This is a genomic window from uncultured Kiloniella sp. (genome assembly GCF_937128705.1).
Classification (GTDB): domain Bacteria; phylum Pseudomonadota; class Alphaproteobacteria; order Kiloniellales; family Kiloniellaceae; genus Kiloniella.
In genome coordinates this window covers 1-13,734 of record NZ_CAKZMP010000321.1, presented here as the reverse complement: position 1 = coordinate 13,734, position 13,734 = coordinate 1, and the positions used below count along the sequence as shown (strand labels likewise).

The following is a 13,734-nucleotide window of genomic DNA, read 5'->3' as shown; positions in this document are numbered from 1 at the left end:
TAGTAGGAACCTGATAGACCTTGTTAAAGCAGAGAAGTCAGACGTGATCAACGATAAGCCGAAAGTAATTGTCATAACGGGACCGACCGCCAGTGGGAAATCTGCTCTTGGTGTCGATGCTGCCCTTGCTTTGGATGGTGAAATCATCAATGCGGACTCTATGCAGATATACAAAGAGCTTGATGTGATCACTGCCCGCCCAGATAAAGCGGCTTTAGAAAAAGTTCCTCACCATTTATATGGCGCGATCCCCGGTTCAAACAGGTGTTCTGTTGAACAGTGGCGAATCCTCGCGATTCAGGAAATTGATAAGGTCCATAAACGCGATAAAATGCCCATTCTTGTTGGTGGAACGGGGATGTATATCCGAGCACTGGAAAAGGGAATCGCAGAAGTTCCTGATATTCCGGATGTTATTCGCGAAAAAGGGCGGGCTCGTTTGGCGCAGGTCGGGGGCGAAGCTTTTAAGGCAGAGCTTGCTCTGCTTGATCCCGAAATGGGGGTAAAGCTCAACCCGGGCGATAGCCAAAGATTAGCGCGAGCATGGGAAGTCGTTACTCATACAGGGAAATCACTTTTGCATTGGCAGCGGGAAGCTGAAGGCAAAGTGCCGGATTATGATTTTATCCGTTTTGCCTTGGTGCCGCCCCGGGAAGATCTTTACGATAATTGTAATAAACGATTTGAGATCATGTTGGATCAGGGAGGCTTGAAAGAAGTGGAAGATCTGCTTGCCTTATCTCTTGACCCTTCGTTGCCGATTATGAAGGCTTTGGGTGTGCCGGAACTGGCTGAATATATCCAGGGAAAAACGAGTCTGGAGGACGCAATTTCGCGCGCGCAGCAAAATACCCGTCGTTATGCAAAAAGGCAGATGACATGGATCAGAACACAATATAATGACGCTAAAATCGTAAATGAGAAATATTCGGAAAGATTACGGGGTGATTTTTTTAATTTTATTCGCCAAAGCGGCTTGACCCCTTCCTGCTAAGAGGCTAGTTTTCGCGCTCGCAACCAAAAAGAAAGGCTAGAGAATCTTGGCCTTTTGCTCCTTTTCTTGTTACAGGCATTGGGGCTTGGATTGCACATCATTGAAAAGCCAGTTTGTTTGAGAGGAATGAAACCAATGGCGACCGAACAGTTTACCGGCGCGGAAATAGTGATCAAAGCCCTAAAAGATCAGGGTGTGGACACCGTGTTTGGCTATCCTGGCGGTGCAGTGCTACCGATTTATGATGCTATCTTTAAACAGAACGACATTAAACATGTTCTCGTTCGTCAAGAAGGTGGTGCGGTGCACGCAGCGGAAGGATATGCACGATCTACTGGTAAAGTCGGTGTCGTCCTTGTCACATCTGGTCCCGGTGCCACAAATGCTGTTACTGGTCTGACCGATGCTCTTTTGGATTCAATTCCTTTGATTTGCCTTACTGGGCAGGTTCCAACGCATCTTATTGGTAATGATGCGTTTCAGGAAGCTGATACCACAGGTATTACGCGTCCTTGTACAAAACATAACTATCTTGTTCGTGATATTGAGACCTTGTCTCGCACGATGCACGAAGCTTTTTATGTTGCGCAAAACGGACGCCCTGGCCCTGTCGTTATTGATCTGCCTAAAGATGTTCAACAAGGGAAGATCGATACTTATCTTGCGCCGGAAGAGGTGAAACACAGAAGTTATCGTCCGCAAGTTAATGGTGAAGCTGATCACATTAACGAAGCTGTCGAACTTATTGCGAATGCAAAGCGGCCTGTTTTTTATGTTGGTGGTGGCGTGATTAACTCTGGATCTTCTGCATCCACGGTTTTGACTGAGCTTGTTCGGTTGACGGGCGCACCTTGTACAACGACGTTGATGGGTCTTGGGGCTTATCCGGGAACAGACAAACAGTTCCTTGGTATGCTGGGTATGCATGGTACGTACGAAGCTAATCTTGCCATGTATAACTGTGATGTTATGATCAATGTCGGTGCACGGTTTGATGACCGTATTACCGGCGTTATTGATGAATTCTCACCGGATTCCAAAAAAATTCATATCGATATTGATGCCAGCTCTATCAACAAGAATGTCATGGTTGATATTCCGATCGTCGGTGATGCCGGACGTGTTGTTGAAGAGATACTTCGGATCTGGAAAGAAAAGAAACATTCTCTCGATGCCAAATCTCTAAAGGCCTGGTGGTCTCGTATTGATGAATGGCGTGCGAAAGATTGTCTTGGCTATGTTCAGGATGGCCCCATTATCAAACCTCAACACGCGATCAAACGTCTTTATGAGCTGACTAAAGATCGTAAGCCTTATATTACGACAGAGGTTGGTCAGCATCAGATGTGGGCAGCTCAGTATTTCCATTTTGACGAACCAAAAAAGTGGATGACGTCTGGTGGCCTGGGCACAATGGGTTATGGTCTTCCAGCTGCAGTCGGGGCGCAACTTGCGCATCGTGAAGATCTGGTGATTGATATTTCCGGTGAAGCTTCTTTCATGATGAACATGCAAGAGCTGGGTACAATTGCCCAATACAAGCTACCTGTGAAGATTTTTATTGTGAATAATCAATGGATGGGCATGGTACGTCAGTGGCAACAGCTATTGCACGGTAACCGCCATTCTGAAAGCTACTCGGACGCGCTGCCAGATTTCGTGAAACTGGCTGAATCCTTTGGGTTGAAAGGGATGCGTTGTCAAAAGGCTGAAGATCTGGATCAAATGCTTCAAGAGATGATTGATTCGCCCGAGCCGGTTATCTTTGATTGTCAGGTTGCAAAAGAAGAGAATTGTTATCCGATGATTCCATCAGGCGCAGCGCATTACGAAATGTTACTTGGCCCTGAAGATTCAGCTGCGAAGCCAATTTCCGAAGAGGGAATGGTTCTCGTCTAATTCTGGATTGATTCGTTTTCCGCATTGCTTTGGATGATAGTTCTGCGGAATAGATTGTGACAAAAACTATTAGTAGGATATGCGTCCCATGGCGCCGATGGATACAAATATTGAAAGCCGCACGATAGCGGTTCTTGTTGATAACGAACCTGGCGTTCTGGCCAGAGTTATTGGCCTGTTTTCAGGCCGCGGATATAACATTGAAAGCTTGACTGTGACTGAAGTTGACGTCGCACACGGGTTCTCACGAATTACGGTTGTAACATCTGGTACGGCCCAGATTTTGGAACAAATTAAAGCCCAATTGGGTCGTCTTGTTCCTGTTCACCGCGTCCGTGATTTGACAAAGGAAGGGACTTCTGTTGAAAGAGAACTTGCTTTGATCAAAGTTGCTGGCGCTGGTGAAAAGCGTGTTGAGGCATTACGGATTGCGGATATTTTCCGTGCCCGTGTTGTCGATTCCAGCCATGATCACTTTGTTTTTGAAATGACCGGGCAAAGTGACAAGTTGGATGTCTTTGTTGATCTAATGCAGCCCTTAGGATTGATTGATGTCAGTCGGACAGGTGTTGTAGCCATTTCCCGCGGGGCGAAGGCGCTCTAGGCGATACAACCCACGAGATTTTCTATTTGATTTAGCTATGAATAGCTACAGTAAGGAAGGAATAAGCGATGCGTGTCTATTATGACCGTGATGCGGATGTAAATCTGATTAAAGGTAAGAAGGTTGTAATCGTTGGTTACGGTAGCCAGGGTCATGCCCATGCTAACAACCTCAAAGACAGCGGTGTTAAAGATGTGCGCGTAGCACTTCGTCCAAGCTCAAGCTCAGTTGCAAAAGCTGAAGCGGCTGGCTTTGAAGTTATGGCACCTGCTGATGCAGCTGCTTGGGCAGATGTCGTTATGATCCTGACACCTGATGAAAATCAGGCAGCTCTTTATAATGCTGATCTTGTTGCAAACCTCAAAGAAGGTGCCGCAATCGTCTTTGCTCACGGTTTGAATGTTCACTTCAAGCTGATTGAACCACGTGCTGATCTTGATGTTTTCATGATCGCACCTAAAGGTCCGGGTCACACTGTACGTAGCGAATACCTCAAAGGTGGCGGTGTTCCATGTTTGATCGCTGTTCATCAGAACGCTTCTGGTAATGCGCAGGAAATCGCGCTTTCTTATGCTTCTGCTATCGGTGGTGGTCGTTCTGGTGTTATCGAAACGACTTTCCGTGAAGAATGTGAAACTGATCTCTTTGGTGAGCAGGTTGTTCTTTGTGGCGGTCTTTGTGACCTGATCAAAGCTGGTTTCGAGACATTGACCGAAGCGGGTTATGCGCCTGAAATGGCTTACTTTGAGTGCTTGCACGAAGTGAAGCTGATTGTGGATCTGATGTACGAAGGTGGTATGGCGAACATGCGTTATTCCATCTCTAATACTGCGGAATTTGGTGACTATGTAACTGGTCCTCGCATCATCACTGACGAAACAAAAGCTGAAATGAAGCGTGTTCTTGCTGACATTCAGTCCGGTCGTTTCGTACAGAAATTTGTCTTGGATTACCAAGCTGGTCAACCTGAGCTTAAAGCAACACGCGGCCTAAATGCTGAGCATCCAATCGAAGAGGTTGGTTCTCGCCTACGTGCGATGATGCCTTGGATCGGTGCTAACAAGCTTGTTGATAAAGAAAAGAACTAATTTTCTTTAGGTTTTATAAAAAAAAGGCGGGTTTATCCTGCCTTTTTTGTGTTTGATGCATTTTGTTAACCATCTTTAAAGCTCTTTGTTTGCACCATATGCCTGTGGGGGAATAGGTCCAAAAACGTGGTGATAACAAGGAAATCGCGAAAGAGTAACGAAACTGCGATTTTCGACCTTTCACAAAGTGTGAAAAGTGTTATTGTACCCGACCATCGGGACATTCTGTTTCGGGGGGAATTTTGTGACTTTCTCCAAACATTACGGGGTCGTGCCTTGCAAGATAGGTTTTGCAAGAGTATCCCTCGCATTATTGTGTATGACGTTTGTAAATTAGGGATAGCTAATTCATGGTCTCTTTGTTTGGCATGTTTTCTACCGATATGGCCATTGACCTCGGTACCGCCAACACCTTGGTATATGTGAAGGGACGGGGCATTGTCCTCAACGAACCTTCAGTGGTTGCAATTGGTGAGAAAAAAGGCAAGAAACAAGTTCTTGCTGTTGGTGATGAAGCCAAGTTAATGCTTGGTCGTACACCAGGTAACATCCAAGCTATTAGGCCATTGCGCGATGGTGTTATTGCTGACTTTGATGTCGCAGAAGAAATGATTAAGCACTTTATACACAAAGTGCATGGCCGCCGTTCATTTGCCCGCCCAAGAATTGTTGTCTGTGTTCCTTTTGGTTCTACAGCGGTTGAGCGTCGTGCCATTCAGGAATCTGCTGAATCTGCTGGTGCTCGTGAAGTTCACCTTGTCGAAGAGCCAATGGCTGCTGCGATTGGTGCTGGATTGCCTGTGACAGAGCCAACGGGTTCTATGGTCGTTGATATTGGTGGTGGTACAACGGAAGTTGCTGTTCTATCTCTTGGTGGAATTGTTTATTCAAGGTCTGTTCGTGTTGGTGGCGACAAAATGGATGAAGCTATTATTGCTTATATTCGTCGTAACCATAACCTCCTTGTTGGTGAAGCATCAGCTGAACGTATCAAAAAGGAAATTGGATCAGCTTGCCCGCCAGAAGATGGCGAAGGCATGACAATGGAAATCAAAGGCCGTGATCTAATGAACGGTGTTCCTAAAGAGTTGATCATATCAGAACGCCAGATTGCTGAGGCTCTTGCCGAGCCTGTAGGTGGTATTGTTGAGGCTGTTAAGGTTGCTCTTGAGCATACAGCGCCGGAACTTGCTGCTGATATCGTAGATAAGGGCATTGTCTTGACAGGTGGCGGCGGATTATTGCGTAATCTTGATTATGTTCTACGTGCCTCTACTGGTCTGCCTGTGTCCATTGCAGACGATCCTCTTAGCTGTGTAGCCATGGGAACGGGGCGCTGCCTCGAAGATTGGAAAACGCTTCAGCACGTTCTCATTCAGATGTATTAAACTAAATTTGAAATTATTTGATACTTTTATTATTTTAAAAGTTATTTTTTAACTTTTTGGTGTATAGTATATAGAATAGTTTCAAAGGTTTGTGGCAATTATCTCATGTTGAATGTAACAGGAGCAGGACTTGAATAAGAGGATCGGAGTCATTAGTCATGTGACGACGCCTGTTCAGGCGTGGCTTCATGGTTCTGCGTATGCTGTTTTGATTGTTGTTGCTATAGCATTGATAATTATGGCAAAAACAGGGAATGTTGGCGTTGAACGCGTCCGTACAGCGGTTGTCGACGGCGTATCTCCCTTGATGGAAATCGCCAATCGTCCTGTTGTTATGATAAGTGATACGATTGAAACTGCTCAAAATTATGTGGCGCTAAAATCTGAAAATGAAGAACTACGTCGTCAGAATGAAAATTTACGACGTTGGCAAATCACAGCTGCTAAATTGCAGGGTGAAAACGCATCTCTACGAGGGATGTTAAATCTTGCACCGACACGGGCGCCAAATATAACGACGGCGATGGTCGTTGCTGATCAGGGTGGCTCTTTTGTCCGTTCTGTCGTTGTTAACGCTGGCAGCCTAGATGGCGTAACCAAAGGTCAAGCAGCGATGACAGGTCTCGGTCTAGCTGGACGTGTGGCAGAGGTGGGGCGTCATTCTTCACGTGTTATTTTGTTAACTGATTTGAGCAGCCGTATTCCCGTTTTCGTTGGATCTTCTAGATCCCGGGCCATTTTAGCTGGGGATAACTCTCCTTCGCCATCTTTGTTGTACTTGGATGAAGGAACGGAAGTTAAAGTTGGGGATGCGATATACACCTCCGGTCAAGGTGGTGGTTTTGTTACGGGTTTGCCTGTTGGCGTCGTCCACTCTTTGACGGATGTTTCGATTAAAGTGAGGCCTTATGCCGATTGGGGGCGTTTGGAGTTTCTTCGTCTTGAAGATTATAGACTGAAGCAGAACCTAGATATCCTGTACTCGGAAAGCGGGGCCGAGAGACAAAAGTGAACCCAACCTTTTGGCAACGTATTGACGGACTTGCGCGATCTGCCTGTCCTTTCACGATTACGCTTTTACTCTCAGTTTTATTTCTAGTTCCCTTACGCATTCCAAACTTGGCAGAGGTTGTTCCTTCTGTCTTGCTGATATCGGTATTTTATTGGACATTATACCGGCCTGATTTGATGCCGATATGGGCTGTTTTTGGGCTAGCTTTTATTCATGATCTGTTATCCGGTATTTTGTTGGGTGTTGGAGCTTTAATTCTTTTGTTGTTTTGTTTGGCATTAAATGGGCAGCGTAAGTTTCTTGCCGGTGCATCATTTTCTGCGCTTTGGATTAATTTCTTTATTCTCTCCAGTTTGGCTTTTCTATTTCAGTGGGTCTTAATATACTTATTGGAACCGGGTATTCCTGATTATAGACCAGTTATTTTTCAAAACCTGACAACAGTTGCTGTCTACCCTGCTTTTTCATGGATTTTTGCCTTGATTCAGCGAACGTTACTCAAGGATTAGGAATTATTTATGCCGATGGTTCACGAAGACCAGGACCGTCATAAAGGTTTTACACGTAGAATACTGATGCTTTCTTGCGGAAAGGCTGCATTATTATCTGCCCTTGTTGGCCGTATGTATTATTTACAGGTTATCGAGGCCGAAAAGTATAAAACCCTTGCTGAAGATAATCGTGTAAATTTACGCTTACTTCCCCCTAGACGCGGCAATATCCTTGATCGTTTCGGTGTTGAAGTTGCAAATAATCAGCAAAATTTCAGAGTTGTTGTCGTCAAAGAACAAACGCCTGATCTTATGGCAACCTTGGATGCTCTCGCCAAGCTAATCAAACTTTCTGAGCATGATTACAAACGTATTCTAAGGGATGTGAAACGTAAAAGAGGCTTTGTACCTGTTACAGTAAAAGATAATCTGAGTTGGGATCAGGTCAGTAGTATCGAAGTGAATTCTGCCGATTTACCTGGGGCTAGCATTGAAGTTGGAGAAACTCGTTTCTATCCATATGGGGCAGATATGTCTCATATTCTTGGATATGTGGCGGCAGTCTCTGAAAAAGAGTTAACAGGAGATCCGTTGCTTGAGCTGCCTGGCTTTAGAATTGGTAAAAGCGGCATTGAAAAATATCATGATAACGATATGCGTGGGCAGGCAGGCACCAGTGAATTTGAGGTGAATGCTTATGGTCGCGTAATACGAGAACTCGCCAGGAATGAAGGCGGTAGTGGTCGTGAGATGATCCTGACTGTTGATGCTGGGCTGCAAACTTTTGTTCAGCAGCGACTAATGAGTGAGTTGTCTGCAGCAAGTGTTGTGATTGATATTCAAAATGGGGATGTACTCGCGATGGGCTCTGTGCCGGGGTACGATCCAAGCGCTTTTAATCTTGGTCTTAGCAGCAAGCAGTGGAATGGGCTGATTAACAATCCGTATACGCCGCTGTCAAATAAGGCGATTTCAGGCACCTATGCTCCGGGATCAACCTTTAAAATGATTGTGGCTTTAGCTGCAATGAAAGAAGGTATCGGTGCTTTAAGTCATACGGCCTATTGTCCCGGCTTTATGAAACTCGGAAATGCAAGGTTCCATTGTTGGAAGCGTGGTGGTCACGGCAATGTTAATATGATCGAAGGATTACAACATTCCTGCGATGTATATTTTTACGATGTTGCCCGCCGTATTGGCGTTGATAAGATCGCAGAAATGGCAAACAAATTTGGTCTAGGAGAAAAGGTAGGTATTGATCTCCCTGGTGAACGCTCGGGCGTTATTCCGACCAAAGCTTGGAAAGAGGCAAATATCGGCGAGCCATGGCAGGGTGGAGAAACGCTTGTAACTTCTATTGGGCAGGGGTTTGTTCTCGCAACACCTCTTCAATTAGGGGTTATGGTCGCCCGGATCGCTGCTGGCGGTAAAAAAGTAATTCCCCGTCTCGCACGAGGTTATAGAGAAGGCGAGAAAACTGTTGCTTATCCTGTTCCTGAGTTTGAGGACTTGGGTATTCCCTCAGAGCATATGAAAATGATTTTTCAAGGGATGGATGCTGTTTCGAACAATCCTCGTGGCACGGCTTATAAATATCGTATTAAAGATGAAGGCTGGGAGTTGGCTGGTAAAACCGGAACTGCGCAAGTACGCAGAATTACTCTGGCGGAACGACAGGCGGGTGTTTTCAAGAACGAAGATTTACCTTGGCGACGTCGAGATCATGGGCTGTTTGTTGCTTATGCACCAGTTGATAATCCTCGTTATGCTTGTGCCGTTGTTGTTGAGCACGGTAGCGGATCGAAAAGTGCTGCCCCGATTGCCAGAGATATCTTGCGGGAGACACAAAGGCGTGATCCGGCTAATACGCCAGCTGTTCCTTTGCAGCATACGGCTGAAGCGACCAATACGGCTGATGAGGTGTAACTATGGGACAGCAACCACATTACCTAGGCCGACATAATCCCGAAATAACTCTTGGTCAGAAATTATGGCAATTAAATTGGGGGATGATTATTCTCATCTGTATGATTGCCTCTATTGGTTTGGGGATGCTCTATTCTGCTGCTAACGCAAGCTTTGATCCCTGGGCGTCACGGCAGGCGATCCGCTTCGCGCTAGGCTTTGTTTTTATGATTGTCGTTGCTCTCGTGGATATAAGGTTTTGGTTTCGCGTTAGTTATCTTTTTTATTTTGGCGCTTTGATACTTCTTGTCGGTGTTGAGGTCATGGGGAGCATCGGAATGGGAGCTCAGAGATGGATTGATCTGAAGTTTATTCAGTTACAACCATCAGAGTTGATGAAGGTCGCTATTGTCTTTGCGCTTGCCCGATATTTCCATGGTGTATCACAAGAAGATATCGGACGAATTTCCTTCCTGATTATTCCTTTGGCGATGGTTATTGCCCCTTCTGTACTTGTTCTGCGACAACCTGATTTGGGGACGACCGGTATGCTCGTGATGGCATCAGGGGCGGTTTTCTTTTGTGCTGGCGTTCGTCTTTGGAAGTTTGCAATAGTTGTCTTATCGGGACTTGCCGCGATCCCGATTGGGTGGCAATTTTTACACACCTATCAAAAAAACCGGGTTTTGATCTTTCTTAATCCCGAGCAGGATCCTCTTGGAACTGGATACCATATTCATCAATCGAAGATCGCTTTTGGATCTGGTGGTGTGTTTGGTAAGGGCTTTCTTCAAGGATCGCAAAGCCATCTAAATTTCTTACCAGAAAAGCAAACCGACTTTATCTTTACCATGCTTGCGGAAGAGTTTGGTCTGGTGGGCGGGCTTGTTCTGTTAGGCTTATACGTTCTTTTGATGGTTTATGGTCTGGCGATTTCACTGCGTGCGAGAAATCAGTTTGGTCGGCTGTTGGCGATTGGCCTAACCTTTAACCTCTTCCTATACGTTTTCATCAACATAGCTATGATTATGGGACTGGTACCCGTCGTTGGTGTTCCATTACCCTTAATATCATATGGTGGAACAGTCATGTTAACGGTTATGGTAGGGCTTGGTCTTGTAATGTCAGTGTGGTTACATAGAGACATAAAGATTTCCCGTCATGGCGTACATGATGAATAGCTTCCCGTCATGGCGCGCTGTGGCGCGTATGATCAATAGCTTTATGTCTCTGTGCTGAATGTTTGCTCTACTGGCGTTTCTAATATCTAACTTAGAGACACCAGTAGCCGTAGCCGTTATCGAAGCGACGGTCTCTCCACATTCCCTTCATGTCAGCAATTAAGCCTGCTGGCTTTATGATTTGCTGGATATTGGTGTTTGTCAGTTCTTTGTAACCACTATGAGGAACCGCCCCAATGACACAGTCATAAGGTTCATCTGTTTCAAGAGACGATTTCAGTTCAATGTCAAAGAACTCTTTAGCTTCTAGAGGATCAGCCATTGAATCGTGGACATCTACTCTGTGTCCCAGTTCTTTTAAGTCCTGAACAATATCGATTATTTTTGTGTTTCTTAAGTCTGGTACGTCTTCTTTGAACGTTAACCCGAGAATAAGAGTACGCGGCTGATGCGTACTTGGATCTCTGGCGAGTATTGTGTTGTGAATGGCATTACTTACAGCTTTGCTCATTGCTTCATTTGTTGATCGGCCTGATAATATGACCTTTGGGTCATGCCCTGTTGTTGTTGCACAATGAGCGAGATAGTAAGGGTCCACACCGATACAGTGTCCCCCAACAAGACCAGGTTGGAAGTTCAAGAAATTCCACTTTGTGCCCGCAGCCTCTAAAACATCATAAACTGAAATACCAAGCTTCTGGAAAATAATCGCGATTTCATTGACGAAGGCGATGTTGATATCTCTTTGAGCATTTTCAATTACTTTTGCAGCTTCGGCCGTTTTAATATTCTTTGCTAAAAAGATTCTATCGCCGTTCATTGTGCCATAAATACTTTTCAGTAATTGTGCGACTTCCGGGGTCTGACCGGCAACAACTTTTGTGATGTTATCTACGGTATGTACTTTATCCCCAGGGTTGATTCTCTCTGGGGAATAACCAAGAAAGAAGTCTTTGCCACATTCCAAGCCTGATCCATTGGCGAGAATAGGACCACAAATGTCTTCTGTTACACCGGGGTACACCGTACTTTCATAAACAACAATATCCCCTTTTTTTAAGAAACAGCTCACTGTTTCAGATGCTTTTTTTACCGGGGTAAGGTCCGGTGTATTATTCTCATCGACTGGTGTTGGAACCGTTACGATATGAACGTTGTGTCCACTGAGTTCCGCTTTGTCACTTGTTAGATGAAGTGTTGAGTTTCGTAAATCGGATATTTCGATTTCGCCGGTGCGGTCAACGCCTTCTCTCAGTTCATTTATACGGCTTTGATTTATATCAAAGCCAGTAACTTTATAATGTTTTGCTAAATGGACTGCTAGCGGAAGGCCAACATAGCCTAGGCCAATAATACTAATTGTTGGATTTTCAGTCATAATACCAGCTTGAATATGTCAAATTTAATCTGTGTCCGTTGTAAGTGATCATGGATACCTAGGCAATATGAATTCAAGAGAGACAGACGTTGTTTGAGATAAACTTCTGCCGAACATTCCAAAAGATTAATAGCAAAAGATTGATGCTTGACTATTTGTTTACCATTTTGGTGTTACTTAAAGTAGTGCGAATATGTCATGAAATCAAAAGGTTGTCTTAAATGGCAGAATATAAAGGTATCGAACGGCGTCTGGTTTTCCGTTTGCTTGATTATTGGGAGAAGAAGAAAGACGGTCGGAAAATGCCGAGTTTGGATGATATTAAGGCTTCTGAATTGGGAGATGACTGGGATTGGTGCTTTTTAATTTTGCTGGGCGATGAAGAAGAAAGTGCAACTTTTCATCATATTGGATCTTTAATCTGGCCGAATGATCGCTCGCCTTTAGTGGGAAAAGAAGTAAGTGCTAGCCCTGATGAAAGTTTAGTTAAGCAAGCGACCCGTTTTATGCCCAGAGTTCTAGAATTGGGGGTGCCTGTCAGCGTCGGAGGTGAGTGCACAGACGGGGGGGATAAGCTTCTTTATCGAAGCACTTTAATGCCTTTGTCTTCTGATGATGAATTTGTTGATGCGCTCTTTGGCGGTGCCAATTGCCGAAAAGTGATGAACAAATAGGGATTAAAGCCACGATGTCTCAGGCTGTTTCTTTCGAAGTTGATACATATCAGAATAATCGGTGGGTACTGGAGTGTGTCCTTGATGATAAAGATATGGCGCTGTCTACAGCGAAAAGGCTGTATGATTCCAAACGTTTCTCTGCTGTAAGGGTTGTGCAGGAAACGTATGATGAAAATAGTAATTCTAGCCGCGAACGGGTTATTTTTGAAACGACTGTTGCTGATCGCGATAATCGGGCCGCTAAAGCGCGTCAACCAGCAACGAAAGTTGATCGGTCTGAACGTCAGTCTTTAAAAAAACGACCTCGTAAAAAAACAGAACAGAAGCCAGTCAAAAAAAGTGGCCCTAGTCTTTGGGTATTACTTCTTCTCTTAGCAATAATCTCGGCCGGGGGCCTCGGGCTTCTAGTTTATGTAAAAAGCCTATAACGCTCCTGATACAAAAATCCCTCGAAATTAATCGGGGGATTTGTTAAAAAATCTTCGGGTTGATTTTTGATTTTCTATTTCCAGTAAGTGGTGAAGTCTTCTGGGTCTGGGCGTTTACGTTCTTTTACATCTCGCTCAACACTGCCGACATAGAGGAAGCCTATGATATCCATATTGTCTGCCAAGCCGAGGCCTGCCTTTACATTTTGGTCATATGCAGCATTCCCGGTCAACCAGATTGCCCCGTAGTTCCGTTCATGAGCGGCAAGCATAATGTTTTGTGCTGCGGCGCCAGCTGAGAGAATGCGTTCGTTTTTTGGTACCCCGGGTTTTTCATCTGTCATGACAGAACAGACAACAATCACCAACGGGGCTAATTTGGGGCGGCTGCCTTCTTTTTCCAATTGTTCTGCTGTTGCTTCTGGATTTCTTTTCTTGAGAGATTCAACAAACAAGTCAGATAATTTATTTCTTGCTTCATCTTCTATAACGATAAAACGCCATGGGCGAAGCCATCCGTGATCAGGCGCTGTGACGGCGGCGCGAAGCATATAGTTGATGTCTTCTTTGCTTGGGGCAGGGTCTACCATCCATTGAGTGACGATGGATTTTCGAGATAAAAGAAATGACAAGGTGTTCTCCTAATAAGCTGTATTTCTCTCAATAAATGATAATTCTAACATTTACAC

13 protein-coding genes are annotated in these 13,734 nt (G+C 44.9%); 11 read left to right on the top strand and 2 right to left on the bottom strand.

The window, feature by feature from the left end; genetic code table 11:
* The 9 genes from miaA to rodA all read left to right on the top strand — a co-directional run.
* Positions 1-994 (top strand): tRNA (adenosine(37)-N6)-dimethylallyltransferase MiaA (miaA, locus tag Q0241_RS16105; RefSeq protein WP_366941195.1); only part of this gene is annotated, 994 nt, incomplete at its 5' end.
* Between the two features lie 135 nt (positions 995-1,129).
* A complete protein-coding gene (locus Q0241_RS16100) occupies positions 1,130-2,893 on the top strand; it encodes an acetolactate synthase 3 large subunit (RefSeq protein WP_299379293.1) in 1,764 nt (587 codons plus the stop codon).
* Positions 2,894-2,990: 97 nt separating this feature from the next.
* Positions 2,991-3,497 carry an acetolactate synthase small subunit gene (gene ilvN / locus Q0241_RS16095; protein WP_299379296.1) on the top strand — a complete coding sequence of 169 codons (507 nt, stop codon included), beginning with the start codon at positions 2,991-2,993 and terminating at the stop codon, positions 3,495-3,497.
* 68 nt (positions 3,498-3,565) lie between these two features.
* Entirely contained in the window at positions 3,566-4,585 is a 1,020-nt protein-coding gene (gene ilvC, locus Q0241_RS16090) for a ketol-acid reductoisomerase (RefSeq protein ID WP_299379290.1), read from the top strand.
* Positions 4,586-4,935: 350 nt separating this feature from the next.
* Positions 4,936-5,973: a rod shape-determining protein gene (locus Q0241_RS16085; protein ID WP_046509031.1), complete on the top strand. Its 1,038-nt coding sequence runs from the start codon at positions 4,936-4,938 to the stop codon at positions 5,971-5,973.
* A 130-nt stretch (positions 5,974-6,103) separates the two neighbouring features.
* The gene (mreC, locus tag Q0241_RS16080; protein WP_299379283.1) at positions 6,104-6,985 is read left to right on the top strand and encodes a rod shape-determining protein MreC; all 882 of its coding nucleotides are present in this window, start codon (positions 6,104-6,106) and stop codon (positions 6,983-6,985) included.
* Positions 6,982-7,494 carry a rod shape-determining protein MreD gene (gene mreD, locus Q0241_RS16075; protein ID WP_299379280.1) on the top strand — a complete coding sequence of 171 codons (513 nt, stop codon included), beginning with the start codon at positions 6,982-6,984 and terminating at the stop codon, positions 7,492-7,494. Before mreC ends, mreD begins: the two co-directional genes overlap by 4 nt.
* 9 nt (positions 7,495-7,503) lie before the next feature.
* Positions 7,504-9,402: a penicillin-binding protein 2 gene (gene mrdA / locus Q0241_RS16070; RefSeq protein WP_299379277.1), complete on the top strand. Its 1,899-nt coding sequence runs from the start codon at positions 7,504-7,506 to the stop codon at positions 9,400-9,402.
* A 2-nt stretch (positions 9,403-9,404) separates the two neighbouring features.
* Positions 9,405-10,562, top strand: coding sequence for a rod shape-determining protein RodA (gene rodA / locus Q0241_RS16065; RefSeq protein ID WP_299379274.1), 1,158 nt, complete (start codon positions 9,405-9,407; stop codon positions 10,560-10,562).
* Between the two features lie 91 nt (positions 10,563-10,653).
* Here the strand turns inward: rodA and Q0241_RS16060 are convergent, their stop codons facing one another.
* Positions 10,654-11,940, bottom strand: a complete 1,287-nt coding sequence (locus Q0241_RS16060; protein ID WP_299379271.1) for a nucleotide sugar dehydrogenase — start codon at positions 11,938-11,940, stop codon at positions 10,654-10,656.
* Between the two features lie 221 nt (positions 11,941-12,161).
* On the opposite strand from Q0241_RS16060, the gene Q0241_RS16055 reads away from it, so the two are divergent.
* Positions 12,162-12,614, top strand: coding sequence for a hypothetical protein (locus Q0241_RS16055; protein WP_299379270.1), 453 nt, complete (start codon positions 12,162-12,164; stop codon positions 12,612-12,614).
* Entirely contained in the window at positions 12,590-13,045 is a 456-nt protein-coding gene (locus tag Q0241_RS16050; RefSeq protein WP_299379269.1) for a hypothetical protein, read from the top strand. Before Q0241_RS16055 ends, Q0241_RS16050 begins: the two co-directional genes overlap by 25 nt.
* Positions 13,046-13,119: 74 nt before the next feature.
* On the opposite strand, the gene Q0241_RS16045 is transcribed toward Q0241_RS16050, so the two are convergent.
* Positions 13,120-13,677: a nitroreductase gene (locus Q0241_RS16045; protein ID WP_299379267.1), complete on the bottom strand. Its 558-nt coding sequence runs from the start codon at positions 13,675-13,677 to the stop codon at positions 13,120-13,122.
* Positions 13,678-13,734 lie beyond the last annotated feature (57 nt).